This is a genomic window from Algoriphagus sp. UBA3586, from assembly GCF_002376385.1.
Taxonomy (GTDB): Bacteria; Bacteroidota; Bacteroidia; order Cytophagales; family Cyclobacteriaceae; genus Algoriphagus; species Algoriphagus ornithinivorans.
Genome location: NZ_DFMT01000016.1, coordinates 17,187 through 43,270, shown reverse-complemented (window position 1 = coordinate 43,270; position 26,084 = coordinate 17,187). Strand labels below are relative to the sequence as shown.

General features: G+C 39.3%; 25 protein-coding genes. 17 read left to right on the top strand and 8 right to left on the bottom strand.

Annotated elements, in window-relative coordinates:
• Nucleotides 1-12 precede the first annotated feature (12 nt).
• Entirely contained in the window at nt 13-2,040 is a 2,028-nt protein-coding gene (locus tag B2906_RS04700) for a glutamine--tRNA ligase/YqeY domain fusion protein (RefSeq protein ID WP_219958887.1), read from the top strand.
• 70 nt (nt 2,041-2,110) lie between these two features.
• Here the strand turns inward: B2906_RS04700 and B2906_RS04695 are convergent, their stop codons facing one another.
• Complete coding sequence (locus B2906_RS04695; protein ID WP_219958886.1) at nt 2,111-4,273, bottom strand: xanthine dehydrogenase family protein molybdopterin-binding subunit; 2,163 nt, start codon at nt 4,271-4,273, stop codon at nt 2,111-2,113.
• 2 nt (nt 4,274-4,275) lie between these two features.
• The gene (locus B2906_RS04690) at nt 4,276-4,734 is read right to left on the bottom strand and encodes a (2Fe-2S)-binding protein (RefSeq protein ID WP_144604022.1); all 459 of its coding nucleotides are present in this window, start codon (nt 4,732-4,734) and stop codon (nt 4,276-4,278) included.
• A gap of 214 nt (nt 4,735-4,948) precedes the next feature.
• Between B2906_RS04690 and B2906_RS04685 the strand changes: the two genes are divergently transcribed.
• The 5 genes from B2906_RS04685 (at nt 4,949) to hrpB (ending at nt 10,541) form a co-directional block, all read left to right on the top strand.
• Nucleotides 4,949-5,362, top strand: coding sequence for an MBL fold metallo-hydrolase (locus B2906_RS04685; RefSeq protein WP_219958885.1), 414 nt, complete (start codon nt 4,949-4,951; stop codon nt 5,360-5,362).
• Nucleotides 5,363-6,115 (top strand): MBL fold metallo-hydrolase, encoded by a 753-nt coding sequence (locus B2906_RS04680; protein WP_219958884.1) that lies wholly within the window; start codon nt 5,363-5,365, stop codon nt 6,113-6,115.
• Between the two features lie 127 nt (nt 6,116-6,242).
• Nucleotides 6,243-7,391 carry a Gfo/Idh/MocA family protein gene (locus tag B2906_RS04675; RefSeq protein ID WP_219958883.1) on the top strand — a complete coding sequence of 383 codons (1,149 nt, stop codon included), beginning with the start codon at nt 6,243-6,245 and terminating at the stop codon, nt 7,389-7,391.
• An 84-nt stretch (nt 7,392-7,475) separates the two neighbouring features.
• Nucleotides 7,476-7,988 (top strand): DUF2911 domain-containing protein, encoded by a 513-nt coding sequence (locus B2906_RS04670; RefSeq protein WP_219958882.1) that lies wholly within the window; start codon nt 7,476-7,478, stop codon nt 7,986-7,988.
• A 66-nt stretch (nt 7,989-8,054) separates the two neighbouring features.
• Nucleotides 8,055-10,541 (top strand): ATP-dependent helicase HrpB, encoded by a 2,487-nt coding sequence (gene hrpB, locus B2906_RS04665; RefSeq protein ID WP_219958881.1) that lies wholly within the window; start codon nt 8,055-8,057, stop codon nt 10,539-10,541.
• On the opposite strand, the gene B2906_RS04660 is transcribed toward hrpB, so the two are convergent.
• Nucleotides 10,538-11,158, bottom strand: coding sequence for a hypothetical protein (locus B2906_RS04660; RefSeq protein ID WP_219958880.1), 621 nt, complete (start codon nt 11,156-11,158; stop codon nt 10,538-10,540). The two genes, hrpB and B2906_RS04660, sit on opposite strands and share 4 nt — an antisense overlap.
• Nucleotides 11,159-11,198: 40 nt before the next feature.
• Nucleotides 11,199-11,741 carry a HEAT repeat domain-containing protein gene (locus B2906_RS04655; protein WP_286935757.1) on the bottom strand — a complete coding sequence of 181 codons (543 nt, stop codon included), beginning with the start codon at nt 11,739-11,741 and terminating at the stop codon, nt 11,199-11,201.
• 224 nt (nt 11,742-11,965) lie between these two features.
• Between B2906_RS04655 and B2906_RS04650 the strand changes: the two genes are divergently transcribed.
• Nucleotides 11,966-12,667, top strand: a complete 702-nt coding sequence (locus tag B2906_RS04650; protein ID WP_286935756.1) for a hypothetical protein — start codon at nt 11,966-11,968, stop codon at nt 12,665-12,667.
• A gap of 60 nt (nt 12,668-12,727) precedes the next feature.
• Here the strand turns inward: B2906_RS04650 and B2906_RS04645 are convergent, their stop codons facing one another.
• The 3 genes from B2906_RS04645 to B2906_RS04635 form a co-directional block, all read right to left on the bottom strand.
• Complete coding sequence (locus B2906_RS04645; protein ID WP_219958878.1) at nt 12,728-13,102, bottom strand: TM2 domain-containing protein; 375 nt, start codon at nt 13,100-13,102, stop codon at nt 12,728-12,730.
• Nucleotides 13,095-13,400 (bottom strand): DUF2752 domain-containing protein, encoded by a 306-nt coding sequence (locus tag B2906_RS04640; RefSeq protein WP_091650804.1) that lies wholly within the window; start codon nt 13,398-13,400, stop codon nt 13,095-13,097. Before B2906_RS04640 ends, B2906_RS04645 begins: the two co-directional genes overlap by 8 nt.
• Before the next feature lie 108 nt (nt 13,401-13,508).
• Nucleotides 13,509-14,591, bottom strand: coding sequence for an oxygenase MpaB family protein (locus B2906_RS04635; RefSeq protein WP_219958877.1), 1,083 nt, complete (start codon nt 14,589-14,591; stop codon nt 13,509-13,511).
• A gap of 50 nt (nt 14,592-14,641) precedes the next feature.
• Here B2906_RS04635 and B2906_RS04630 point away from each other — a divergent pair, with 50 nt between their 5' ends.
• Together B2906_RS04630 and B2906_RS04625 are read left to right on the top strand one after the other, a co-directional pair.
• A complete protein-coding gene (locus B2906_RS04630; protein WP_219958876.1) occupies nt 14,642-15,535 on the top strand; it encodes a hypothetical protein in 894 nt (297 codons plus the stop codon).
• 9 nt (nt 15,536-15,544) lie between these two features.
• Nucleotides 15,545-16,468, top strand: a complete 924-nt coding sequence (locus tag B2906_RS04625; RefSeq protein WP_219958875.1) for an SMP-30/gluconolactonase/LRE family protein — start codon at nt 15,545-15,547, stop codon at nt 16,466-16,468.
• A gap of 58 nt (nt 16,469-16,526) precedes the next feature.
• Here the strand turns inward: B2906_RS04625 and B2906_RS04620 are convergent, their stop codons facing one another.
• Nucleotides 16,527-17,234, bottom strand: a complete 708-nt coding sequence (locus B2906_RS04620) for a DsbA family oxidoreductase (RefSeq protein WP_219958874.1) — start codon at nt 17,232-17,234, stop codon at nt 16,527-16,529.
• Between the two features lie 226 nt (nt 17,235-17,460).
• Here B2906_RS04620 and B2906_RS04615 point away from each other — a divergent pair, with 226 nt between their 5' ends.
• The 8 genes from B2906_RS04615 to B2906_RS04580 all read left to right on the top strand — a co-directional run bounded on the left by B2906_RS04615 (nt 17,461) and on the right by B2906_RS04580 (nt 26,034).
• Nucleotides 17,461-18,714: an aminotransferase class V-fold PLP-dependent enzyme gene (locus B2906_RS04615; protein WP_219958873.1), complete on the top strand. Its 1,254-nt coding sequence runs from the start codon at nt 17,461-17,463 to the stop codon at nt 18,712-18,714.
• A 387-nt stretch (nt 18,715-19,101) separates the two neighbouring features.
• Entirely contained in the window at nt 19,102-19,785 is a 684-nt protein-coding gene (locus B2906_RS04610; protein WP_091650962.1) for a GNAT family N-acetyltransferase, read from the top strand.
• Between the two features lie 32 nt (nt 19,786-19,817).
• On the top strand, nt 19,818-21,011 hold the full coding sequence (locus B2906_RS04605; protein ID WP_219958872.1) for an argininosuccinate synthase: 1,194 nt from the start codon (nt 19,818-19,820) through the stop codon (nt 21,009-21,011).
• On the top strand, nt 21,004-21,972 hold the full coding sequence (gene argC, locus B2906_RS04600; protein WP_219958871.1) for an N-acetyl-gamma-glutamyl-phosphate reductase: 969 nt from the start codon (nt 21,004-21,006) through the stop codon (nt 21,970-21,972). The genes B2906_RS04605 and argC overlap by 8 nt, the downstream gene beginning before the upstream one ends.
• A gap of 58 nt (nt 21,973-22,030) precedes the next feature.
• Complete coding sequence (locus B2906_RS04595; protein ID WP_219958870.1) at nt 22,031-23,164, top strand: aspartate aminotransferase family protein; 1,134 nt, start codon at nt 22,031-22,033, stop codon at nt 23,162-23,164.
• Nucleotides 23,165-23,173: 9 nt separating this feature from the next.
• Nucleotides 23,174-24,130 carry an acetylornithine carbamoyltransferase gene (locus tag B2906_RS04590; RefSeq protein ID WP_219958869.1) on the top strand — a complete coding sequence of 319 codons (957 nt, stop codon included), beginning with the start codon at nt 23,174-23,176 and terminating at the stop codon, nt 24,128-24,130.
• Between the two features lie 15 nt (nt 24,131-24,145).
• On the top strand, nt 24,146-24,946 hold the full coding sequence (argB, locus tag B2906_RS04585) for an acetylglutamate kinase (RefSeq protein ID WP_219958868.1): 801 nt from the start codon (nt 24,146-24,148) through the stop codon (nt 24,944-24,946).
• Nucleotides 24,946-26,034 (top strand): M20 family metallo-hydrolase, encoded by a 1,089-nt coding sequence (locus B2906_RS04580; protein WP_219958867.1) that lies wholly within the window; start codon nt 24,946-24,948, stop codon nt 26,032-26,034. The genes argB and B2906_RS04580 overlap by 1 nt, the downstream gene beginning before the upstream one ends.
• Nucleotides 26,035-26,084: the final 50 nt, after the last annotated feature.

Below are 26,084 nucleotides of genomic sequence, written 5' to 3'. Positions count from 1 at the left end.
AGTTTTTCAATTATGAAAGAATCACCAGAGACACTCAATTTTATTGAACAAATTATAGAAGAGGATTTAGCCAAAGGTCTTCCGAAGGAAAAACTCCGTTTTCGCTTTCCTCCGGAGCCGAATGGTTATCTGCATATTGGCCACGCTGCTTCCATCTGTTTGAATTTTGGATTGGGAGAAAAGTACAATGCTCCTGTAAATCTTCGCTTTGATGACACCAACCCTGCCAAAGAAGAGCAGGAATATGTAGATGCAATCAAACGAGACATTGCATGGCTTGGCTTCAAATGGGCTAATGAATGCTATTCTTCTGATTATTTTCAGCAGCTGTATGATTGGGCTGTTCAATTGATCAAAGAAGGCAAAGCCTATGTAGATCAACAGTCATCCGAACAGATTGCAGAGCAAAAAGGTACACCTACCAGTCCAGGAAAGCCAAGCCCTTTCAGAGATCGACCTGTGGCTGAAAGTCTGGAGCTTTTCGAAAAGATGAAGAATGGGGAGTTTCCTGCAGGATCTTATCTCCTTCGAGCCAAAATTGACATGGCCTCTCCGAATATGCATATGCGTGATCCTATTCTTTACAGGATTATCAATGCTCCGCATCACCGTACAGGAAGTGATTGGTGCATTTATCCAATGTATGATTGGGCTCATGGTGAATCGGATTATATTGAGCAGGTATCTCATTCATTGTGTACCTTAGAGTTTAAGCTACACAGAGAGCTTTATGACTGGTATCTGGATCAGATCTATGATCCTACGCTTCTGCGCCCAAAGCAGCGGGAATTTGCCCGAAGAAATTTGAGCTATACCGTGATGAGTAAGCGGAAATTATTAGAATTGGTACAGAAGAAAGTCGTTTCAGGTTGGGATGATCCTCGTATGCCAACTATTTCAGGTTTAAGAAGAAGAGGCTACACTCCGGAGTCTATCCGAAAATTCTCTGATTTATCCGGTATTTCTAAGCGGGACAATGTCACTGACGTTTCCTTATTGGAATATTGTATCCGGGAAGACTTGAATAAAACTGCTACCAGAGTAATGGCGGTTTTGGATCCTGTGAAAGTGGTTTTGACCAATTATCCTGAGGGTAAGGTAGAAATGCTTTCTATGGAAAATAATCCTGAAGATCCTAATTCAGGAACTCATGAAGTACCATTTTCCAAAGAACTTTATATTGAAAGAGAAGATTTCAAAGAAGAAGCGAATAAGAAATTCTTTAGACTTTCTTTGGGTAATGAGGTTCGTTTAAAAAGTGCCTATATCATTAAAGCAGATTCTGTGGTAAAAGATGATGCTGGAAATATTACAGAAATTCATTGTACGGTGGATTTGGACTCCAAATCCGGAAGCGGTACTGAAGCAAGTTTAAGAAAAGTAAAGGGAACACTTCATTGGGTTTCAATAGCCCATGCTATCACTGCTGAAGTAAGGGAGTATGATAGGTTGTTCCTTGATGAGGCTCCTGATGCACATGAGGACAAAAACTTCATGGAGTTTATCAATCCGAACTCTTTGAATATCATCAAAAAGGCCTATTTGGAGCCCTATTTAGCTCAAGCTACTTTGGATGATAAATACCAATTTCAGCGATTGGGTTACTTTACTTTAGACACAGATTCCAAGGAGGGGCAGTTGATTTTCAATAAAACTGTAGGCTTAAAAGATTCTTGGGCTAAGCAAAATACAGCAGCGCAGCAACCAAAACAGCCTGCTGTTCAGCAGAATCAGGGTAAAAGAAGTCCTTTGAACGAGATTCAGCAATTGAGTAAAAAGCTAACCAATCTTCCAGAAGAAAAGTTGGCGAATGCTAAAGCATCTATACTCAAATTAGCTGAAGAAGTGAGCTATGAGGAAATTGAACCTTTATTCAATACGGCTGCTAAAAAAGTGGGTACTCGAATTGGTGTCATGTTAGTCTTGGGCGTTTTACTAAAAAATGGCCAGGAGAAAACAGAGGCAGCTCAGGAATTTATTAATGCTGGTCTGAATGATGATCATGAAATGCTAAAAGCTGAAGCAGCAGCTATTCAATAATTCGGTATTTATTTAAAAAAAAAAGCCGCCAATTCACATTGGCGGCTTTTTAATTTAACACCTTATTACCTTAAGCTCTTCGGATATCTAATTTGATATCTGAAAATTCTTTCTGCTCAATAAATGGTTGACTTCTCAACCTTCTACCTGTCGCAGCAAATATCGCGTTTGCAATAGAACCACCTGTTGGAGGTAGTGCAGGTTCTCCTAAGCCAGTAGGATCAAAGTCAGTTGTTAGGAAATGAGTTTCAATTTCAGGAACTTCTTTCATTCGAATTAAGCGATAGGTGTCATAGTTTTTCTGCTTTGGCACACCATTTTCGAAAGTTAGATTTCCATACATTGCGTGGCCCATTCCATCCACAATGCCACCTCTTACCTGATGGTTTGCTCCAATTGGATTGATAACCATTCCACAATCTGTAACCGCAGTTATTTTCTTAAGTGTCGGAGTACCTCCTTCCATAGCGATATCAGCTACTTGAGCAACATAAGATCTATGAGAGAAGTACACAGAGAATCCCTGTTTCACGTTTGGATTTTTACCCCAATTGGATTTTTCCTTGGCGGCTTGAACAACTCCAATCATTCGATCTACATCATAGCCTAGCTCTCCCACCGGATTGGTTTTTGCCCTTTGAAGCAAATCCAATCTAAACTGAACAGGATCTTTGCCCGCTTCCAATGCTACCTCATCCAAAAAACTCTGCTCTGCATAAGCGAGGAAGTTCGTAATTGGAGCTCTCCAGGCATTGGTTGTGATACTTGATTCATAATTCACTGATTCGATCAAGACATTGTCCACAGCTCCTGAAGGAAAATTATGCTCCCGGGTTGTATTACCAGCATTCATCCCTACTCCACGGAGTTTATATGCAATCATATTTCCCGATTCGTCCAAGGCCGCTTCAAATCTGTATCTTACAGCCGGTCTATAAGCGCCTCCTGTGAGTTCATCTTCTCTACTCCAAGTTACCTTGACTGGTGCATTCATAGCTCTGGATACTTCCACCGCTTCCTCTACATAGTCGGCGCGAAGTCTTCTTCCAAATCCTCCTCCCAGACGTGTGATTTCCACTGTGATATTTTCAGCTGGAATTCCCAAGATTTGAGCAGCCGACTGTCTAGCTCTATCTGGAGTTTGGGTAGGACCAATTAATTCGCATTTATCTCCTTTTACATGGGCAAAGAAGTTTTCTGGTTCCATAGGAGAATGCGCCAAGAAAGGACATTGATATTCAGCGCTCACTACTTTAGCGGCATTTTTAAAAGCTGCGTCTACGTTACCGTCTTTTCTTCGAACTTCCGCTTTTCCAGAAGCCAATAACTCTTTGAAAATTCTATCGTGGTCTGCTGAACTTTCTACCTTGCCTTCTGGCTCATATTCAATTCGAAGCAGCTTTTTAGCTTTCATCAATGGCCAAGTTGATGAACCTACCACAGCGACTGAATTTCCAAAAGTTACCACCTCCTGAACTCCAGTCACTGCTCTTGCTGCAGCATCGTCGACAGATTTGATTTTCATTCCAAAAGGTGCTCTTTGAATCATGGCATGAAGCATTCCTTCCCTGTAAAAATCTAATCCGTATAATGGCTGCCCGGTATACATCTCCTTGGCATCCACATTTTTCACCGGAGTCCCGATGATTTTAAAATCTTTTTTGTCTTTGAAAGTCACTTGCTCAGGAGCAGTCATGGTGGCAGCTTCTGTCACGAACTCTCCAAAGTGTGCACTTTTCCCACTTCCTTTGTGTGAAATGATGCCTTTTTCTACTGTAATTTCCTCTGCTGGAACATTCCATGTTTTCGCAGCAGCAGCTACTAATACATATTTGGCTGTTGCCCCTGCTGTACGTAATCTCTCCCAGCTGTGTGGCATAGCCCCTGAACCACCAGTCAATTGACGATCATATTTTTCTGTATCCAAATTGGCCTGAATTACTCTGACTTTTTCCCAATCAGCATCCAATTCTTCGGCTACGACCATTGGAAAAGAAGTCTTGATGTTTTGCCCCAATTCAGGATTAGGAGAATAGATCACCACATCGCCAGTTGGAGAGATGGATAAATAACTATTGAAGTTTTTAGCCTGAGATAAAATTTCCTCAGTACTCAATACCTCTACTTTCGGGGAATCGCAACTGAACCAGTTGAAACCAATAAATAATCCACCTGCCGTGGTTCCGGCAATCTTCAGAAAATCTCTTCTGCTCGCTCTTGTTACTGTGCTCATGATTATTTGGTTTTAGCGGCTAATGCTACTGCTTCTCGAATTTTGTGATAGGTGCCACAGCGACAGATGTTTCTATTCATCGCATTGTCAATTTCATCCATTGAAGGATTGGGGTTGCTTTTCAGAAATGCTGCAGCTTGCATTATCTGTCCAGCCTGACAATAGCCACATTGGGCTACATCGACTTCTTCCCATGCTTTTTGAACAGGATGATCTCCATCTTCCGAAAGACCTTCGATGGTGATAACTTCTGAATTGCCTACACTGGAAATAGGTGTGACACAGGAGAAAGTGGAATTGCCATTTATGTGAACAGTACATGCCCCACATTGAGCTACACCACAAGAAAATTTGGTTCCGACTAATCCCAGGTGATCTCGCAAAACCCACAATAAAGGGGTATCATCTTCCACATCCACCTGATGATTTTTACCGTTTACTTTTAAGTTGAAAGTTGCCATGTTTCTTTTATTTGCTCATAAGTTACAAAAAATCATCCCTTGATAAATGCCATTTATGGAAATCTGACTTCCTAATTGTCTGATCGGCAAATAATGAGGCCTAATTGAAATAAATGATAAAAAAATCAAAGTACTCGGACCTTTTTTCTCCTTTTTTGGTTAATAAAATAATTTTCAAGTTCTGGCTCAAACAAAACCTAAAATCCATTTTCCTGTGCTAAAAAAAATATTACTCTTCGTACTTATCCTTTTTTTGGCACCTCTCCTTTTCGGTTTTCTTTTTATCAGTTTTAGCCCTCAGTTTGGAGGTAAGCCTTCACCAGAGCAACTTCGCGAATTTGAAAAATTGGATCATTATTCAGATGGCAAGTTTCATAACCTTCAAGCAACTGAAATGGGAATGGATTTAGCGAAAGCCATCAAGCTACTTCCTGAGTTCTTCAAAAATGATCCAGGCAGAAAACCGGATTTCGATATCCCGATAGTAAAAATTGATTCTCTTGAACTACTCAATAGTTCATCCACAAGGCTATTTTGGTTTGGCCATTCTGCATTTTTACTTCAAATAGACGGCAAAAATATCTTGTTAGATCCCATGCTTGGGGAAGTTCCCTCTCCCCATCCTTAGTTGGGAAACCCCAGATTTTTCAAAGAGCTTCCTATAGAAATTGAAGAGTTGCCGGTGATTGATATGATTCTTTTCTCTCATGATCATTATGATCATTTAGATTATGGGTCAGTCAAGAAATTAGCTGGAAAAACAAAGCAGTTTGCAGTCCCTTTAGGCGTGGGAGCTCATTTGGAAGCTTGGGGAATTGAGAAAGCTAGGATAACTGAGTTGGATTGGTGGGAAGACTTCAAGGTTCAGGATATATCTTTGATTTTTACTCCCAGCAGGCATTTTTCTGGCCGTGGATTGAATAATCGCTTTAGTACACTTTGGGGATCATGGGTGATTATTGGTAAAGAAGAAAAGCTATTTTTTAGCGGAGATGGTGGGTATGGTCCACATTTTCAAGAGATTGGAAATCGTTTTGGGCCATTTGATTTTGCTATGTTGGAATGCGGGCAATACAATGAAAATTGGAAGGAAATCCATATGATGCCTGAAGAAACGGCATTGGCTGCTCTGGATCTGAAAGCAAAAGAGTTTATGCCCATTCACTGGGGAGCCTTTAGCTTAGCTATGCATTCTTGGACAGACCCCGTGGAGCGTGTTTTGGCCAAATCTCAGGAATTAGGATTGAAAATCAGGGTGCCTAAAATCGGTTCTATGATAGAAATTAAAGAAGAAAGTCAACCCGAACTTTATCCTTGGTGGATCAATCCTGACTTGGTAGATCTCTCTGATTTTCAGGAAAGAAAGGCTAGTATTTTTTAATACATTCTTGATCATAGTCTTTTAGGGCTTTCTTAAGACTTGAATTTGTGATCAAAAGTCATGAGTGAAATTGATTCATTTTTCCTAATTTGAAACTTTATTCAAACACATAAAACCTACATAACCTATGTCTCAAACGATTAAAGCAGCCATCGTGGGTACCGGATTTATTGGACCGGCTCACCTGGAAGCACTTCGAAGAATTCCTAATGTAATGGTCACTGGCTTAGTAGAAGTCAATCAAGAATTGGCTGAAGAAAAGGCCAGACTTTTAGGTATACCCAATGCTTATACCTTCGAGGACATGCTTAAAGTATCTGAAATCGATGTTGTTCATATTTGTACTCCAAACTTTCTGCATTATGCGCAAGCAAAAGCAGTTTTAGAGGCAGGAAAGCATGTCATTTGCGAAAAGCCTTTAGCAGTAAAAATAGATGAAGCAGAGGAGTTAGTGTCTTTGGCTAAAAGCAAAGGGTTGGTTAACGCAGTGCATTTCAATCTCCGTTATTATCCTGTGGTAAGACAAATGAAAACCATGAGAGAAAGTGGCGACTTGGGTGAGGTTTATGCAGTTATGGGCTCTTACCTTCAGGATTGGCTCTTTTTACAAACAGATTATAATTGGAGATTAGAACCTGATAAATCCGGTGATTCCAGAGCTATTGCCGATATCGGGTCTCACTTATTGGATATCACAGAATATGTGACTGGTTTGAAAATCACGGAAGTTATGGCAGATTTTTCTACTGTTCACAAAACCCGTTTGAAGCCTCTTAAAGCGATCGAAACATACTCAGGTAAAATGCTAAGTATGGATGATTACGAGGAGGTTCCAATCAATACAGAAGACCACGCCACTGTGATGCTTCGTTTTGACAATGGAAGTAAAGGGTCAATTACTGTTTCTCAAGTCAATGCGGGTAGAAAAAACAGATTGAATATTGAAATCGCAGGCTCCAAGTCGAATTTTGAATTCAATTCAGAAAGACCGAATGAATTGTGGATTGGAAAAAGAGAAAGTGCTAATCAGCATTTGATGAAAGATCCAGCTTTATTTACTCCAGAAGCTGCCGGATTGATTAGTTTCCCTGGCGGACATAATGAAGGGTTCCCAGATACTTCTAAGCAGATGTTTAAAGAAGTTTATGCAGCTGTAAGAACTGGAAAACAGCCTGATAGCCCAAGCTTTCCAACCTTTTCAGATGGTTTAAGAGAATTAATTATCGGAGAAAGAATCATTGAGAGTAATAAAAAGCAAGCTTGGGTAAAGATTTAGCATGCTTTAACAGAGTTGGGAAAATAGAATCTGAAATATTTCTGAATTTTCTGTAAATTATCCAATTCAAAAAAACTGAAAACCATGAATTTAAAGAGAAAGATTTTTGCTTTGGCAGTATTTGCTGGATTTGCTTTTGCAGCCCAAGCCCAAGAAAAAGCCAGCCCAGCTATGACCGCAGAGGGCTCTGTTGGTGATGCTAAAATTACTGTGAATTACTCCTCTCCTGCTGTTAAAGGCAGAATGATCTGGGGTGATTTAGTGCCTTTGGGTCAAGTTTGGCGTGCTGGTGCTAATGAAGCCACTACCATTACCACTACTAAGGATATTTTGGTAGAGGGTCAAAAGTTACCAGCTGGAACCTATAGTTTCTTCATCATTCCTGGAGAATATGAATCCACTTTCATCTTCAATAAAGTAGCTAAGCAATGGGGTGCTTTCGATTACGATTCCTCCCAGGATCAGTTGAGAGTAAAAGTTGCCTCTCAGCAATCTTCCTCTCTTCAGGAGCGTTTGAAATACGAAGTTGCCGATAATAAGCTAAGCATTATGTGGGAATATGGAAAAGCTGAAGCAAAGCTTGCTCCTAGTATGTAATTAGATTTTAAAGTTTTTGGAGGCCATCAGGAAATATCTTGATGGCCTTTTTATTTTTGCAAACTCATGTCAGATTTTGATCTTTATTCCTTTCAGCTTCCAGTTGCGGATATAATCCCCAATGTAAAAAGCCATTTTCAATCCAATAATTCCTTGATCGTTCAAGCTCCTCCAGGGGCAGGGAAAAGCACACTCTTGCCTTTGGCATTACTTCAGGAAAATTGGCTTAAAGGAAAAAAAATAGTGATGCTGGAGCCCAGAAGATTGGCTACCAAAAGTATCGCGACGAGAATGGCCTCCATGCTTGGAGAAGAAGTGGGAAAGACAATAGGCTATAGAATTCGCTTTGAATCTCAGGTAAGTGATCGGACTAAATTAGAGGTGATTACAGAAGGCATTCTAACTAGAATGATGCATTCTGATAATGAATTGAAAGATGTTGGACTGGTGATTTTTGATGAATTTCATGAAAGAAATCTGCATTCTGAGGTTGCTTTGGCTTTATGCCGAGAAGTTCAGGAAGTACTAAGACCTGATTTAAAAATCCTATTGATGTCAGCTACCATCAACTCAGAAGAGCTTTCTTCTTTGTTGAATTCGAAAGTAATCCAAAGTTCTGGTAGGCAATATCCAGTAGATATTCATTATTTAAATCCTGTTGATGAATATTCAATTGGGGAAGATACAGCGAGAGCTATCATCCCATTGACCAAGAAGCATGAGGGAGATTTCTTGGTATTTTTACCCGGTCAGGGGGATATCAAAAAAGCAGAATCACTTTTAAGAAAAGCCTTGCCGCAGGACCTTATTTTACCACTCTATGGGCAGCTAAGTCCAACAGAGCAAAATAGAGCTATTCAGCCTCATGCGGGCGGTAAAAGGAAAATTGTCCTATCTACAGATATTGCAGAGACATCCCTAACCATAGAGGGTGTCAAGGTGGTTGTGGATTCTGGGTATGCTAAATCCAATAGATTTGATCCTCGTTCAGGCCTTTCTAAGTTGGTTTTACACAGAATTAGTGCTGATTCTGCGGATCAGAGAAGCGGACGTGCTGGAAGGTTAACAGCAGGTACGGCCTATAGGCTTTGGTCTATAGCGACGCAAAATCAATTACAGGAATTTAGAACTCCTGAACTGATGGAGGCGGATTTGACAGGTTTAGTTTTGGATATGAAAGTTTGGGGAAAGGATGAAATCAGGGATATGACCTGGCTTACACCTCCTCCGGCTGGAAATCTAAGCTTAGCAGAGAAGACTTTGGAATCTTTGGAAGCATTAGACCATGGTCAACTCACCTCTCATGGAAAAGAAATTCATCAGCTGCCATGCCATCCTAGAATCGCGCATTTATTGCTCTATGCAAAAAAACAGAACTTGTTGGGTTTTGGAACAGACATAGCTGCAGTTTTGGAAGAGCGGGATCCATTAGGACCAGAGGCTGGAGTTGACTTGAATTTAAGAATTGAGGCCCTAAGAAGGTTTAGAAGTAGAGGTCATAGTATACCGAGGATCAAGAAAATAGAGAAGGTAGCAGCTCAATACAGACGGATGTTTCAGGTTGAAGCGGAAAATGGTGCTGTAGATCCTTGGCAAACAGGAATTCTTTTGGCCTTCGCTTACCCAGAGCGCATTGCATCAGCAAGACCGGGAAATAATGCTCAGTTTCAGTTAGCCAATGGTAAAATAGCTCAAATAGGCCATAGAGATGATTTAGCCCATGAGTCTTGGATAGCTGTGGCAGATATAGATGCTAGAGAAGGTATGGGGAAAATATGGCTTGCAGCTCCATTAAATCCACGTGACTTGGTGCCTTTGGTAAAAACCAAGGAGGTTTTGCGCTGGGATAGAAAAAACGGTGGTTTGATAGCTCAGGCAGAACATAGAATTGGAGCCATTATTTTAGGCTCCAGACCTTTAAAAAATTATGATCGTACAAAGGTCAAAGAAGCAATTTTAGAAGCTATTCGTGAAGACGGTGATTTACTTTTGAATTTTGATGAAGAAACGTTGCAATTGATCCATAGAGTGAATGCTTTGAGAAAATGGAATCAAGATGAAAAATGGCCCAATTGGACAGTTGATGGCCTTTGTGAATCAGCTGAGGAATGGTTAAGCCCTTATTTGAATGATATTCAAAAAAATGAGGATTTGAAAAAAATCAATCTCAAACAATTGTTGATTCATAGTTTAGACTACGAACTCCAGGGAGAATTGGAAAAGTTAGTTCCCGAAAAGTTGGAAGTTCCCTCCGGTAGTAAGATCCAAATTCAATACAGATCACCCGATGAGGCTCCTCTCCTTTCAGTCAGGCTTCAGGAAATTTTTGGTATGCTGGAAACACCAAAAATCAATCAGGGAAAAATCCCTTTGTTGATAGAGTTATTGTCTCCGGGATATAAACCTGTTCAGCTTACCCAGGATTTAAAAAGCTTCTGGAGCAATGGATATTTCGAAGTGAAAAAGGAATTGAAAAGAAGATATCCCAAACATGAATGGCCAGAAGATCCCATCAAAGCAGAGGCTGTTCGAGGTGTGAAAAGGAAGTTCTAAACTTCTTGATCAAGGTGACTGAGAAATTGTAGATAAGAAGCAATAGTGAAAGGTGTAACTTGTTGCTTTTCTACCATATTTAAAAAGTTTTCTCTCACAATTAGATAATCCTCAGGCTTGTATAATTTCGCCAAAGCTGTAGCTCTAAAGGCATTATAGATAAAGTTCTGACTCTTAAATGTATAATTTTCTTTGGCTACAAAAGCGTTTTCTAAAGTCAAAGGATGGCTCATTTTATCCAGCCATTTGAAACCGTTTTTGATAAAAAACTTCTCCGCTTTGATTAAAGCTTCTTCCATTTCAAAATCACTGGTAATAGCAAACCGATTTGGGATGCTTGGATCAATTTTGTTGGGAGTTTGGATAAGGGTTAAGGACCTTGAAGAATAATCACTGAGACTAGGTAAAAATCGGTGGATCAATTCTTCAACAGTATCTATTCTTACCCCTAAATTGTATTCCAAATAATTGGTATCTGGATACTCTGTAAAATGGACAAAAATTGCCTGCTTACCCAGGGGAAATGATTTCTCATAGGTGGAATAATTGGGATTGAATTCAAACCCAAAGTCAAGAAAAAATTCCTGATGCCTTTCTTTAATATCTATATTCAGCATATAGTAAAGAACTCCGGAAAATAAGAAAAGTTGCAAATTATTATGAAAATAATTCCCTCATTTCCAGTAACATAGGTTCTACTTCTGATTTTTTTATTGCTACACTTCCCTCATCCTCAGGATTATGTAAGTAGTGGTTCCAGTGTTTTTCAGCTTTACGTATCGTTCGAGGAGTAATCTCAAACTCTACCTGATCCAAAAGGTCCTTGGCTAAAGTAGATGCTTTGAAATTGCCAAAAAGATAAACTCTGAATACATCTACAAATCGTTCGGATAGGTTATACTCTTCTAAAATTTGTACAAAAGCTCCTTGAAGGTTTTTATTCTTTTTATCAAAAATCACTTCGAAAATGGCATCCAATGCTTCTTCTTGCCAATGGGTTTTAGATAATGCTCTGCAGGCTAGATAGGCAACTTCCCAATTATCGCCTTTAATCATTTCTATCAGCCTATTTTTAGCTTCTTCATCTGCCTTCAGTCCCAATTTATCTGCAAACAAATATGCCTCGGACTCATTGGGGTCACACATTTTTTCAAAAAGTCTTTCTATATCCTGATCCATTCTTTTTCCTTTATTTTGCAAATATACTCGAATTGCCAAGGGGATCACATGATTTAATCAGGAGAAGTCAATTGGTTTATTCCATTTATTATTACGTATGCTTTAGTCTGCTGAATCGCTCCATCTAAAACTCCTGAAATACCAATAACAGAGATGAAATCGAGCATGTCGGAGCCGATACACACTGGTATGATTATATCCTTTGCGAGATTCCATGTGACCTTCGAAAAACAAATTATAAACACATGAAAATACCCAATTCCGAAATACTTACTTTTTCTCAGTTTGAACAGCTGTTGGGATTGGCAGAGGCTAGAAGTTGGCAGAAATCCTATAATTCAGAAAAACACCAACTTATCCTTGATGGAGAAGATTCTTGGGAAGCTAAAGTTTTTCTGCCTTGGGATCAGAAATGGGATGGAGTGCGCTTAAAGCGATATGATGATTTTCGGGCTGCTCTAGTAGCAATTCGGGCGGGACAAGCGGTGACTGGACTTTTTCATCAGGGAGAATTGATTGATCATAAGGTTTTTAGAGCTTACATGGTTCGACAAAAACAAGGAAAGTCTCAAATCAAGTATTTGAAAACCAAAGGTAAATCCAGAGCTGGTTCCAGAATCAGATTAGGTGAAACCAATCGATTTTTTGAAGAAATAAATGAGAGGTTAAATTCTTACCAGGCTGAATTTGCTATTGATCGGTGGGGTATTTCCTGTGCTAAGACACTTTGGCCTTATTTTTTTAATTCTGATGTTGCCCCACCCTTTGATTCTAAAGACAGTAATTTATATCAAATTCCCATTCATTTTCAGCAGGCCTCTTTCGAGGAATTACAAGAGGCTGGAAAAATTTTGTCAGCCTTTCACCTGCTTAAAAATCCGAATTCCAGCATTTCTTGGGAGCTGAATTCCGATGATGAGGAAATGAATTCTGATGAAAATTGGTAAAAAAAAGCCCTGACTTTCGTCAAGGCTCTCAGGTTGGTGTTAAGTGGTAATCAAGTTTAATTATTTTTCCTCTATGATATTCGGATAAGAATTGGATAGCATGGCCAAAGTTTCATGAGCCATTTTTACATTATACTCATAAGCCAAACTTTTATAGTTTACCAAATCCACAATAGTACCGATGAAACAAAGTCCTACTGTCAAGATATAGAGTATACCCAATCCAATTTGACCCAATATAAAACGGTGTAATCCGGCAAATCCAAAGAATCCAAGTAGCGTAAGGATTAGAATCATTTGGGAGTCTTTTCTTCTTGCTCTGTAAACTTGTGCAAATAGAGAAGCCTGATCTTCATCCATATTCTTCATCAAGCCCTGGATATATCCAAGTTCCATACCTTCCAATTCAGGAAGATGTCTCAATACATTAGCCATAATTGTGTGTTGTTTTTAGGTTTTTAATCAAATTCCAAATTCTAGAAAGAATCACCACGTAAGCCAACATGGCTAGTGGATGCATGGACCAAGAGGCTTCAAACTCTCCCCGCGCGAGAAGATTCATTGCTCTTCCTAGACCACATCCGGGACACCAAGTGATTCCTAAATTTTCTAAAGGACAAAGGCTGAAGTGATTAGCCGAAGAAGGATCTATCATCAAAATTGCGATGATACTTCCAATCCAAAAGAAAAGCTCAAGAGGTAGTCTGCTGAACCGTTTGCTGATTTCTTTCATGATCGGTAAAGTACGAAAAAGGTGCCAGTAGACAAATCCTGCTCAAAAAGCCTATAAAGGGCTATTACTCTCTTTTCATGCCTGATATTCGTACAAAAAAGTGTTCGTTTATGAACGGTTTCGCGCAGGTAATTGGATTTTCATCACCTTTCCAAACTGTTCTTTCTGCTGTTGCTCCATCATTCTTCGAATGGAAGCATAGCTCTTTTTTCCTCCATAGGATTTCCATCCGGAATATTGGAAGATTAAGCCCAGTATCCCTCCTTCCAATTGATTTTTTGGTACTATCCCCAAGGCATCTGAGGCTTCTTTTCCCAAAAAGAAATATAAAATATCTTCGACTCTTTCAGTTAATAATGGTTCTGGAATAGATTTCTTGTAATAAGTAATCAAAGCCTGAATTAACTGCTGGCCTGCAGTAGAAGCCCTCAATTGTCTTTTTCTTATCAGTCGATCCACTTCTATTGCCTCTCTTGCTGTATTTGGCCAATTTTTAGTCTCTAGGCCGATTAAATAACCAATCCACTTCCAGTAGGCTAGTATGGCTTCACTTTCTTCCCTGTCTATTCTTCTGCCCATTTTGATCAACCCTCTCAACACAATATAGGAGAAGGCTAAATTAGTACCCAGCATATCTTCCTGATTAACTGGCTTCCCAAATTTTGGATCCCAGTCTTTTGCATAAGCCTCGACAAAATATCTGCTAAATGCATGAATCAATCTGACCTTAGCACAAGTTAAAATCGCCTTCTTATCCTCGTAAAACGCCCCCGGGGCGAAGATATCCATAAGGAAAACAGCAGTTTCGCCCAACCTCTCTCCTATCTGATTGACAATCCGATTAGATCTCACCAGCACTTCGGCTCCATCTGCAAAAGCATAACAATAGGGCAAGGAATAAAAACCCAGCATTCCTAAATAACTATCCCCTTTTTTCTCAAAAAATAATTGGCCTTTTTTTAATACTTCCAGATCGTAGTGGTCCGTTGAGGAATTGAAGAAATTGAAATATTTTTGAACAGAAGAGTCGAAAATCTCTGGAATTTCTTCAGGAATTTCTTCCCATGAGTTAATAATTTCAATCCATTCAGGTTTGGCCACGAGACTTTTCACTGCTTCATCAGCTAATAGGTCACCCTGACCTCTCAGCGCTTGAAAATTGGAATTTGTATAAAGCTTTAATTTATCCACAGCATTCTAACCTTCATTTTGTAATTTGGTTGGCTGAGAAAGTAAAATCAATGAATAAAAAAATTTACCCTACCGCATTAATTCTCCTAGTCACCTGCTCTTCTCTATTTGCCCAAACCTCTTTCGACTTGTGGCAAATCAGCACCAAAGGGAAAGGAAATAAGATTCACCTAATCAGCGGATCCGAAAAGGCAATAACTGACCGAAAAGAATATGATAATCAGCCCTCATTTATCAATGAGTATCAATTGGTTTTTTCAGCAGCTGACGATAAAGGAAATCATGATATCATCGTTTATAATTTTGAAAATGGAAAATTTACTAATCTGACAAAGACTGCTGACAGAAGTGAATTTTCACCCTCGATTACAGATTGTGGTCAATATATTGCAGCGGTGGTAACTGAGCCAGATAGAAAGCAAAGAATATGGTTGTATCCAACCAATTTTGGAGAACCCGAATTGCTTTATGATGATATTGAACCAGTAGGCTATTACGATTGGTATGATAATAAGGCTGCCATGTTTGTATTGGGAAATCCCAATCAATTGATCTATGCCAAGGGCCGAAATGATTTGTTGGAAATAGATGAAAATGTAGGAAGATCCATTAAAAAAAGGCCCAAAACATCTCAAATGACTTATTTATCCAGAGATATCTCTGCTAAGCAACCTGATGGAGAGGCCTTTGAGTTAAAGTATATGGATTTGGAATCCCAAGAAAAAGGTGATTTAGGATTAAGCCTTGCAGGATCTCAGGATTTCATTTGGCTGGATAAAAAAACCTTGTTGATGGGAAGAGGAAATTCTCTTTACATTCGCAAGTGGAATGAAAAGAATTGGTCTCTTCTGGGTACCATTCAAACCGAAACACATCAAAATATTTCAAGACTGGCTTACAGCAAAGATCTAGACGTCATTGTCGTGGCTATGGAAAGAAAATAATATTCAATTATGAATTTGACCAAAAAAATGCTGTTGGGCTCAGCTTTAGCCTATTCTCTAAGTATCATCCAAGTGCAAGCTCAAATAGAAGACAAAAGAGGAATCGTAGAAAAAGGAGCCGAATTGGTGAAAGTACAAGACGGTTTTTCATTTACGGAAGGCCCTGCAGTTAATCGATTTGGAGACGTATTCTTCACTGATCAGCCCAATAATAAAATCTACAAATGGAATGCAATTTCGAATGAAGTTTCACTTTTTAAAGATGAAGCGGGAAGATCAAATGGAATGTATTTCATGCTTGATGGAAACCTTCTGACTTGTGCTGATGAAGACAATCAACTTTGGTCTATTGACTCTGATGGAGATGTGCAGATTTTAATTTCAGCTTTTAAAGGAAAAAAATTAAATGGACCCAATGATCTGTGGATTAGACCAAAAGGAGGTTTGTTCTTCACAGACCCTTTGTACGTAAGACCCTATTGGGAAGGCATTAGAGGGAAGGAAATGGAACAGGATGGCGAGCACGTTTATTTCTTATCCGAAGATAGAGCGGAGTTATTTCGGGTTGCAGAGGACCTCGTGAAACCAAACGGGATCGTAGGTTCTCCAGATGGCAAATACCTCTATGTAGCAGATATTGGGGATAAAAAAACCTATAAATATGAGATTCGGGAAGACGGTTATTTAACCAATAAAGAACTCTTCTGCGAAATGGGTTCTGATGGGATGACTATAGATAGCCGAGGAAATTTATACCTGACAGGCGATGGAGTCACTGTTTTTGACAGAAAAGGAGAGAAAATCGCCCATATCCCAGTACCTGCAAAATGGACCGCAAATGTAGTTTTTGGCTCATTGGACAGAAAAACGCTATTTATTACTGCCATGGATGCTGTTTACACCCTTCGTATGAAAACCCAGGGAGTTTGGTAGAGATAATAAAGCCGTTTCATCAATACTATTTCACGATTGATGAAACGGCTAATTTTTTTTAACAATTACCTTCCATATCGCAGCTATCTCCCGAATCAGCTGAATTCATGATAATAGGATTGTTTTCTTTGGAGTATTCTGACCAGGCCTTTTCTAAAGTTTGATCAAATACCTCATCAGGTTGCGCACCGGAGATTCCAAACTTCCTGTCAAAAACAAAGAAAGGAACCCCGCTTACTCCTATCAATCTAGATTCATAGATGTCTTTTTCTACATCTTCAAACAGTTGATTGCTAGATAGCATTTCCAGAATAGTTTTTTCATCGAGTCCTACTTCTTTTCCCAAAGCAGCCAACGTATTTGCATCGTCTATATTGAGACCATCAGTAAAGTAAGCTTGCAGTAATCGCTCCTTCATTTGGTCTCCTTTTCCCTGCTGCTGAGCTAAGTGAATCAAACGATGTCCATTTTTAGTATTGGCAACCACTGTCTTGTCATAATTAAAGACTAAACCCTCTTGAGCAGCCATGTTTTTAACATAAGAAACAGCTTCATTAGCTTGAGTCATTGACCAACCTTTGTTTTTCGCCAAATTCTCGATAGTGGAAATGGAAGGGTTAGTTTTCTCATCAGGATTCAATTGGAAGCTTTTCCATTCTATTTCAATGAAGTTTTGATGTGGAAATTTGCTCAAAGCTCTTTCCAATTTTCTTTTACCAATATAGCAGAAAGGACAAACGATGTCCGACCAGATTTCAATTTTCATAGATTTTGACTTAATTACTGGTAGAAATCAAATTTGAATCAAAAGAGTTCGCTAGCCATTTTGAAAAAGAAAGAATGCCCCTCCTGTGCCATGGAAATAGATGAGAAGGCAAAAGTTTGTCCCATCTGTCAGTTTGAATTTCCAAAAAGATCTCCTTGGATCACTTGGGTTGCCCTACTCCTTCTTTTTATCTGGATTATCAGCTATATCCTTTAAGACATACCCTATGAACAAACGCGCATTTCTAAAATCCTTGGCCTTTTTAGGGATTTCTTCCGGCTCCATATTTTCTGCAAAAGCCCAAAAACAGGGGTTTACCGAAATTGACTTTGAGTCTGACTCTTTGTGGGAACAGATCAGAGCTGGATATAAACTCAAACCAGATTATATCAATTTGGAAAATGGGTACTATTGTTTTTTACCGGAGGAAACTCTGGAAAAGTATATAGCTCATATTCGGGAAGTTAATTATCAGGGCTCTCACTATATGAGGACTGTTCAATGGGAAAATAAAGCCAAAAGCGCTGCCATGCTGGCTGAATTGGTAGGTGCATCTCCTGAGGAAGTTGTAATTACCAGAAACACTACCGAATCTCTGGACTTGATTATTTCTGGTTATCCATGGAATTCCGGAGATGAGGCCATCATGTCCAATCAGGATTATGGGAGTATGCTGAATATGTTTGAATTAGCATCAAGGAGACACGGTGTCAAGATCAAAAAAATAGATATACCCATGCACCCGGAGACAGATGAAGAGGTCGTGGCAGTGTATGAGCAAGCCATTACTCCTGCCACCAAATTGATGATGGTACCTCATATAGTGAATATCACCGGCCATATTCTTCCTATTAAAAAAATATGTGATATGGCTCATTCGCATGGCGTGGAAGTGATGGTGGATGGAGCTCATGCTGTTGGGCATTTCCAGTTTAATATGAATGAGCTAGATTGTGATTACTACGGAAGTAGCCTTCACAAATGGCTAAGTGTGCCTCTAGGTGCTGGGCTTCTTTATGTTAAAAAGGGGAAATCCAGTAAAATAAAGCCTTTATTGGCACCTTACGAATTGGATAGAGAAGGAATCCTCAATTTAAACCATACAGGAACCCATCCAGTAGCAACTGACTTGGCTGTGATTAATGCGATTGAGTTCCATAATAAAATAGGTAGTAAAAGAAAGGAGGACCGCTTGAGATATACTCAGCGCTATTGGTCGGATCAGGTCAGAGATCTCCCCAATGTTCAAGTCAATACACCTCAAGCAATCCAAAGGTCCTGTGCTATCGCTAATGTAGGAATTGAAAGCATGAAGCCCGCTGATTTGGCTAAACGTCTGATTGAGGATTTTCAAATATTTACAGTTGCAATAGATGGTGCCGGAGTAAAAGGATGCAGAATTTCTCCGAATGTGTATACTTCCGAAAAAGAGTTGGATCAATTTGTACTGGCTATCAAAACTTTATCAGGAAATACTTAGAATAAATGCCAAATAATATTTGGTAATTTAGGATAAGAGGGAAGAAAGGCTTGTTTGCCTATGTCATTTTTAAAGAAGTTCAAGAAATTTTAAATTTTTGAAAAATTTTCTTGCAATTCCTTTTCAAAGCATTCAACTTTGCGACCCTATTCAAATGATTAACACTGTAAAAATAGCGCCAAGAACCAATCACACGTTACCACTAACGTTGTGTCTTGCTGCGAATTTACTTTTTTCTCCATCAAGGAGGCACAGGTTCTTTTTCAGGGTTTGACCCTGTAGTATTTCTGGTTTTCCTACGCGGAAAGCTACCCCGGCAAATTTTCCCTCTTAATCATTTATTAAAACCAATCCGGCCTATCGGATTTTCAATTCATGCCTAAAGCCATGGAAGAAATTTCATTTAAAATCCTTGTTGCAGACCCTTCTCACAAAATCTATTCTGAGGTGATCACTGACGAGATGGCTAATTCAGCCAAAGCTCGTGGAACAGGAATAGCGAAAAGAAGTCCAGCCTATATAGAAACCAAGATGGATGAAGGGAAAGCAATCATTGCTCTAACTTCAGACGGAGTTTGGGCGGGCTTTTGTTATATTGAAGCTTGGGGACATGGAAAGTATGTGGCCAATTCAGGGCTTATAGTTTCTCCTGAATTCAGAAAATATGGGCTAGCCAGAAAAATCAAGCAGGAGATTTTCAAATTAAGCCGTTTGAAATATCCCGATTCCAAAATTTTCGGATTGACTACAGGAGCTGCTGTAATGAAAATCAATTCTGAGTTGGGCTATATCCCTGTTTCTTATTCTGACCTGACAGATGATAATGAATTCTGGAAGGGGTGTCAGAGCTGTATCAATTATGAGATTTTGATGGCTAAAAACAGACAAAACTGTCTTTGTACAGCCATGCTTTATGATCCACATGCCAAGAAAAATCAAATGGCAGAATTGGCTTTAAGACAAGATTTTAAAAAGAAAATCAAATTATTTGACCGCTGGGTCAGATTAAAAAAATATGTGATGCTCAAGCTGAATAAAACCAAAAACGCAGCAACAAGCATTTTCCTTTAATCATCTCAAACCTATTTGGAACCCCTTATCTTATGAAAAAAGTTGTTTTAGCTTATAGCGGAGGCCTTGATACCACATTCTGTGCCTTACATCTATCCAAGGATTTAGGCTATGAAGTTCATGCGGTTTTGGTAAATACTGGAGGCTTTTCCCCTGAAGAGCTTCAGACAATTGAAAGCAGGGCAAAAAGTCTGGGCATCGCTTCATTTAAAATATTAGAAGTAGTTGATACTTATTATCAAGAGGTTATCAAGTATCTGGTATTTGGGAATGTATTAAAAAACCAGACCTATCCCCTATCTGTATCTGCTGAGAGAATTTTGCAGGCAAAATCATTGGCTGAATATGCCAAATCAATCGGAGCTAAAGCTGTTGCACATGGATCCACAGGTGCCGGAAATGATCAAGTAAGATTTGACATGATTTTTCAGACGATTGTTCCTGATATTGAAATCATCACCCCTATTCGTGATCTGAAACTTTCGCGCCAGGAAGAAATTGAATACTTGAAGAAGCACGGAGTTTCTATGAACTTTGAAAAAGCTGCTTATTCTATCAATAAGGGTATTTGGGGAACTTCTGTAGGTGGAAAAGAGACATTGACTTCATCCGAATATTTACCGGAAGAAGCTTGGCCTACACAAGCGACTGAAAAAGAAGCAAAAGAAATAAAATTGACTTTCGTTCAAGGTGAGCTTAAGGGAGTCAATGGAGAGCAATTTGAAAATCCCGTAGACGCTATTCAGAAGGTTCAGGCCTTGGCAGCCCCATTCGGAATTGGACGTGATATTCATGTTGGTGACACGATTATTGGGATTAAAGGAAGGGTTGGCTTTGAAGCAGCAGCGCCTTTAATCATTATTAAGGCTCATCAACTTTTGGAAAAGCATACTTTGACCAAATGGCAACTTTTCTGGAAAAATCAGCAGGCTGAATTTTATGGAAACCACCTGCATGAAGGTCATTATTTAGATCCTATCATGAGAAACTTGGAAGCCTTTATGCAAAGTACCCAAGAGTTTGTGAGTGGTGATGTCAGAGTATTGTTGCAGCCTTACCGTTTTACACTATTGGGTATACATTCAGTCCACGACTTGATGTCCAATAAGTTCGGTAGCTACGGAGAAATGAACAAAGGCTATACCGGTGAGGATGTGAAAGGTTTTACCAGAATATTGGGCAATCAAACAGCTATTTTCCATCAAGTAAATTCTGGCAATGACTAAAATCAAAACAGCCATTATTGGTGCAGCAGGATATACTGGTGGAGAGCTCCTGAGATTACTGGTCCATCATCCTCAGTGTGAATTGGTCTATGTGCATTCTAATAGTCAAAAAGGTCTGCCTGTAATTTCTGTTCATCCTGATCTTATTGGAGATTGTGATTTGGTATTTACAGATCAAGTTCAAACAGAAGGAATAGAAGCTGTATTCCTGGGGCTTCCGCATGGTGAAACGAAGGGCTTTTTAGAAAATCATTCCTTTTCTGATCAAACAGTAATCATAGACTTATCCACTGACTTTAGAGATGAGTCTAATGGGTTTATATATGGACTTCCTGAGGTAAACAAAAATCAAATTCAATCCTCAAAAAGAATTGCTAATCCTGGTTGTTTTGCAACAGGCATTCAATTGGCTTTACTTCCGGCTATTTCAAAAGGTTGGGTAAAAGAAACCTTACATCTATCAGGAATTACTGGAAGTACCGGAGCGGGAAAAAAGCTGGCAGAAACATCTCATTTCAGTTATAGAACAGGCAATATGTCTGTATATAAGCTCTTCAATCATCAGCATTTGAAAGAGATCAAGCAGACTTTCAATCAGGTTAATTTATCCTATGATTCTGAGATACTGTTTGTACCATATCGAGGTAATTTCTCCAGAGGAATCTGGATTACGGCTTACTTTCCATTTGAGGGAACTCAGGATGAGGCGGTAAAGGCCTATCAGGAATTTTATCAGGATGCAGCTTTTACTTTCGTTTCGGAGCAAGATATTGATTTGAAGCAGGCCGTAAATACTAATAAATGTATTCTTCATGTTCAAAAACAAGAAGGGCAATTGGTAATCTATTCCGCCATAGATAATTTGTTGAAAGGAGCATCCGGCCAGGCAGTTCAAAATTTCAATCTAGCTTTTGGAATGGATGAAAAAACCGGGCTGAATTTAAAATCCATTGCCTTCTAAAAGTAAAGACCCAACAAAGCTTAGATTACTCGAAGCTCTTTAATCAATCAAAAACAGAATGAATCTATTTGATGTATATCCCCTAATTCCAGTGACTATTGCTAAGGCAGAGGGGTCAAAACTTTGGGATGATGAAGGAAATCAATATTTGGATTTGTATGGTGGTCATGCTGTAATTTCCATTGGACATACCCATCCGCATTATGTGAAGAGGATTCAGGATCAATTGAATCAGATTGCATTTTATTCAAACTCTATTCAGATCCCTATTCAAAAAGCTTATGCAGCTAAGTTGGGAGAATTGTCTTGCTTGCACCAGTACCAATTATTCTTGTGCAACTCGGGAGCTGAAGCGAATGAAAACGCAATCAAAATGGCCTCCTTTGCAACTGGAAAATCAGGTTTTATTGCTTATTCTGGCTCATTCCATGGCAGAACCTCCGGAGCGGTGGCTTTGACAGATAATCCAAAAATTATTGCTCCCAGTAATGAAAGATCCGATTTCCATATTCTTCCTTTTGGGGATTTGGATGCTACTGAGGAGCTTTTAAAATCAGAATCCATCGCTGGAATAATCATCGAAGGCATTCAGGGCGTTGGTGGAATTCAAGTACCTTCTTCATCCTTTTTGAAGGGATTGGATAAGCTTTGCAAAGCTTATGGGGCTAAGCTGATTTTGGATGAAGTACAATCTGGGTTTAGTAGAACTGGTCGTTTTTTCGCTCATCAGTGGGTAGAGGGATTGATGCCTGATTTGATTACCATGGCTAAGGGAATGGGAAATGGATTTCCTATTGGAGGCTTGCTTATTTCCCCTGAATTCAAATCCAGTTATGGCTTGCTAGGAACCACTTTTGGAGGGAATCATTTAGCCTGTGCTGCTGGATTAGCTGTTTTGGAAGTTATTGAAAAAGAGGGATTGCAAAACAAAGCCTTGGAGCTAGGTGACAAATTGATAGAAGAGCTAAAAGCCATCCCACAGATTCAGGAAGTCAGGGGAAAAGGCTTGATGATTGGAATTGATTTGGATAGAGATGCAGGACCTGTTCGTTCTGAATTAGTATCTAAATACAAAATTTTTACTGGTTCTGCTGCAAATAAACAGACTATTCGTCTTCTACCACCCTTGTCCATTGAATGGAATCAGTTAAATTCGTTTATAGTCGCAATTAAAGAAATCCTAAGTAATTAACCTTTTTCAATGAATTCTGCATTAAATCACTTCACCAAATTTGAATCCAAAGAACTGGGATCCAAACTGATTGAATCAGCCTTATCCTACAAAGCTGATCCCAGAAAAGATATTTCTAAAGGAACTGGAAAAAGGATCGGATGTATTTTTTTGAATCCTTCTTTAAGAACTCGAGTATCAACTCAACTGGCAGCCCAAAACCTCGGAATGGAACCCATAGTCCTAAATATGGATAAGGAAGGCTGGGCATTGGAAATGAAGGAAGGTGCTATCATGAATAAAGGTACTGTCGAGCATATCAAAGATGCTGCAGGAGTCTTGGGTTCCTATTTTGATATATTGGCAATCAGGGCTTTTCCTACCTTGACCAATAGAGAAGAAGATATCAATGACTTCGCCTTTGGGCAGTTTGTGAAATATTCAGGTAAGCCTGTTATCAGTCTGGAGTCAGCGATTAGGCATCCTTTACAGAGTTTAGCAGATCAGATCACTATTCAGGAAAATTTAAAAAATATAAAAAAGCCAAAGGTTGTATTAACCTGGGCGCCCCATATTAAAGCTATTCCTCATGCGGTAGCAAATAGTTTTGCTGAATGGACTTTGGGTATGGGCCATGATTTAACTATCACCCATCCTGAGGGATACGAACTTGACCCAGTTTTTACTAAAGGAGCGAAAATTGAGCATGATCAGGCCAAAGCATTGGAAAATGCAGACTTTGTGTACGTTAAAAACTGGTCTTCCTTCAATGATTATGGGAAAATCCTTTCCACAGATCCTAAATGGATGCTAACGGAAAAGCATTTGAGAAATGCACCTGATGCCAAGGTGATGCATTGTTTGCCAGTAAGACGGAACTTGGAACTTTCTGATGAGATTTTGGATGGCAAAAGATCTTTGGTTCAAAAGCAGGCAGAAAATAGAATTTATGCTGCTCAATCAGTGATAAGCCATATATTAGGATAGTATATACTCAAACCTATGAAAATCAGTGTAATAAAAATCGGTGGAAATGTAATCGATTTTCCGGAAAAGCTCGATGAGTTTTTGGGGCAGTTTGCCAAATTTCCTGGCCATAAAATCCTGGTTCATGGTGGAGGAATTATGGCTTCTAGGTTCGGAGAGTCTCTGGGTGTGATGCCTGAAATGGTGGATGGAAGAAGGATTACAGACAAGGATACACTCGATGTGGTCACGATGGTTTATGCCGGACTCATCAATAAAAATATTGTAGCAAAACTTCAGGCTCGACATGTCAATGGCATTGGAATGAGTGGAGCAGATGGCAATATTATCCGTTCCAAAAAGAGACCTGTTAAAGGAATTGATTATGGATATGTAGGTGATATTGAAGAAGTTGATACAGATTTGATAAAGCACCTATTGAATGGAGGTCTAGTTCCTGTGCTGAATGCAATTACCCATGATCGGAAAGGGCAATTGCTCAATACCAATGCTGATAGCATAGCTTCCGCTTTGGCAACCAGTCTTGCAAAAGACCATGAGGTCAAGCTTTATTTTTGCTTTAACAAAAGCGGTGTTTTGATTGACGAGAAGAACGAATCATCAATTATCCCCAGAATCAATGAAGACATATATGCTGAACTCAAGCAAGAAAATGTCATCCATTCCGGAATGATTCCCAAACTGGACAATGCCTTTGCAGCACTTCATAAAGGAGTACATCATGTTTGGATTGGAAAGGCGGAGAATTTATTGCTTTCCACTAAAGGCAAACTTTCAGGAACAATCATAGAAAGCCATAAATACGATCTTTTTTAATGGAAATTCAGGATAGCATCGTTCAGGATTGCATTCAGTTGCTAAAAGATTTAATAGCTACACCTTCCTATAGCAAGCAAGAGGAAGATACTGCTACATTGCTTAGCCGCTTTTTCATCAAAAAGGAAATAGAATTTGAAAGAAAGTATAACAACATAATGGCTTATGCCAATGGGTTTGATCCTGATAAACCCACTATTTGGCTTAATTCCCACCACGATACTGTTAGACCAAACGCAGGATATACCAAGGATCCATTTTCTCCCATTATTGAAGATGGTAAACTTTTTGGCTTAGGATCAAATGATGCGGGAGGGCCTTTAGTAAGCATAATTGCCTGCTTTCTTCATTTTGTGGGAAAAGAGATGCCATTTAATATTCTATTGATAGCATCTGCAGAAGAAGAGATTTCAGGTAAAAATGGAATAGAATCTCTAGTCCCTATCTTACCAGAAGCTGAATTGGCTATAGTCGGTGAACCAACATTGATGAAAATGGCAATTGCCGAAAAGGGCCTGATGGTAATTGATGCAACTGTGAAAGGGAAATCAGGACATGCAGCAAGAGAAGAAGGTATCAATGCTATTTATTTAGCGGTCAATGATTTGCAGAAAATCAGGGACTTCAGGTTCAAAAGAACTTCCAAATTTCTTGGTAAGTCTAAAGTCTCAGCAACTATCATTCATTCCGGTACACAGCATAATGTTGTCCCCGATACTTGCGAATATACACTCGATGTGAGAGTTACTGATGCTTATACTTTAGAAGAGGCATTGGAAGAATTAAAGGAGAATCTCAATGCAGAACTCAAGCCTAGATCTCTCCGACTTCAAAGCTCTAAGGTTCCTCAAAAACATCCCATACTGACAGTTGGAATCAAACTAGGTATGGACACCTACGGCAGCCCAACGCTTTCAGATCAGGCCTTAATCCCCTATCCTTCCATCAAAATTGGACCTGGGGATTCTGCTAGATCTCACACCGCTGATGAATTTATTTACATACAAGAGATTGAAAAGGGAATCTTGGATTATATCCTGATTTTAGAAAAATACGCAGAATTAAAAACATCCAATTTGTCAAACTGAACTAATCATTGAAACATCTTTCCAATCCTTAATCGTATGGGCATAATTGG

What these genes read in the sequence shown, in the direction of transcription:
- B2906_RS04595 (WP_219958870.1), top strand. Translation starts at nt 22,031, where the DNA reads ATGAATCTATTTGATGTATATCCCCTAATTCCAGTGACTATTGCTAAG.
- B2906_RS04690 (WP_144604022.1), bottom strand. Translation starts at nt 4,734, where the DNA reads ATGGCAACTTTCAACTTAAAAGTAAACGGTAAAAATCATCAGGTGGAT.
- argB (WP_219958868.1), top strand. Translation starts at nt 24,146, where the DNA reads ATGAAAATCAGTGTAATAAAAATCGGTGGAAATGTAATCGATTTTCCG.
- B2906_RS04625 (WP_219958875.1), top strand. Translation starts at nt 15,545, where the DNA reads ATGAATTTGACCAAAAAAATGCTGTTGGGCTCAGCTTTAGCCTATTCT.
- B2906_RS04645 (WP_219958878.1), bottom strand. Translation starts at nt 13,102, where the DNA reads ATGGCTAATGTATTGAGACATCTTCCTGAATTGGAAGGTATGGAACTT.
- B2906_RS04620 (WP_219958874.1), bottom strand. Translation starts at nt 17,234, where the DNA reads ATGAAAATTGAAATCTGGTCGGACATCGTTTGTCCTTTCTGCTATATT.
- B2906_RS04670 (WP_219958882.1), top strand. Translation starts at nt 7,476, where the DNA reads ATGAATTTAAAGAGAAAGATTTTTGCTTTGGCAGTATTTGCTGGATTT.
- B2906_RS04605 (WP_219958872.1), top strand. Translation starts at nt 19,818, where the DNA reads ATGAAAAAAGTTGTTTTAGCTTATAGCGGAGGCCTTGATACCACATTC.
- B2906_RS04590 (WP_219958869.1), top strand. Translation starts at nt 23,174, where the DNA reads ATGAATTCTGCATTAAATCACTTCACCAAATTTGAATCCAAAGAACTG.
- B2906_RS04675 (WP_219958883.1), top strand. Translation starts at nt 6,243, where the DNA reads ATGTCTCAAACGATTAAAGCAGCCATCGTGGGTACCGGATTTATTGGA.
- B2906_RS04640 (WP_091650804.1), bottom strand. Translation starts at nt 13,400, where the DNA reads ATGAAAGAAATCAGCAAACGGTTCAGCAGACTACCTCTTGAGCTTTTC.
- B2906_RS04650 (WP_286935756.1), top strand. Translation starts at nt 11,966, where the DNA reads ATGAAAATACCCAATTCCGAAATACTTACTTTTTCTCAGTTTGAACAG.
- hrpB (WP_219958881.1), top strand. Translation starts at nt 8,055, where the DNA reads ATGTCAGATTTTGATCTTTATTCCTTTCAGCTTCCAGTTGCGGATATA.
- B2906_RS04660 (WP_219958880.1), bottom strand. Translation starts at nt 11,158, where the DNA reads ATGCTGAATATAGATATTAAAGAAAGGCATCAGGAATTTTTTCTTGAC.
- B2906_RS04610 (WP_091650962.1), top strand. Translation starts at nt 19,102, where the DNA reads ATGGAAGAAATTTCATTTAAAATCCTTGTTGCAGACCCTTCTCACAAA.
- B2906_RS04630 (WP_219958876.1), top strand. Translation starts at nt 14,642, where the DNA reads ATGAATAAAAAAATTTACCCTACCGCATTAATTCTCCTAGTCACCTGC.
- B2906_RS04615 (WP_219958873.1), top strand. Translation starts at nt 17,461, where the DNA reads ATGAACAAACGCGCATTTCTAAAATCCTTGGCCTTTTTAGGGATTTCT.
- B2906_RS04695 (WP_219958886.1), bottom strand. Translation starts at nt 4,273, where the DNA reads ATGAGCACAGTAACAAGAGCGAGCAGAAGAGATTTTCTGAAGATTGCC.
- B2906_RS04700 (WP_219958887.1), top strand. Translation starts at nt 13, where the DNA reads ATGAAAGAATCACCAGAGACACTCAATTTTATTGAACAAATTATAGAA.
- argC (WP_219958871.1), top strand. Translation starts at nt 21,004, where the DNA reads ATGACTAAAATCAAAACAGCCATTATTGGTGCAGCAGGATATACTGGT.
- B2906_RS04580 (WP_219958867.1), top strand. Translation starts at nt 24,946, where the DNA reads ATGGAAATTCAGGATAGCATCGTTCAGGATTGCATTCAGTTGCTAAAA.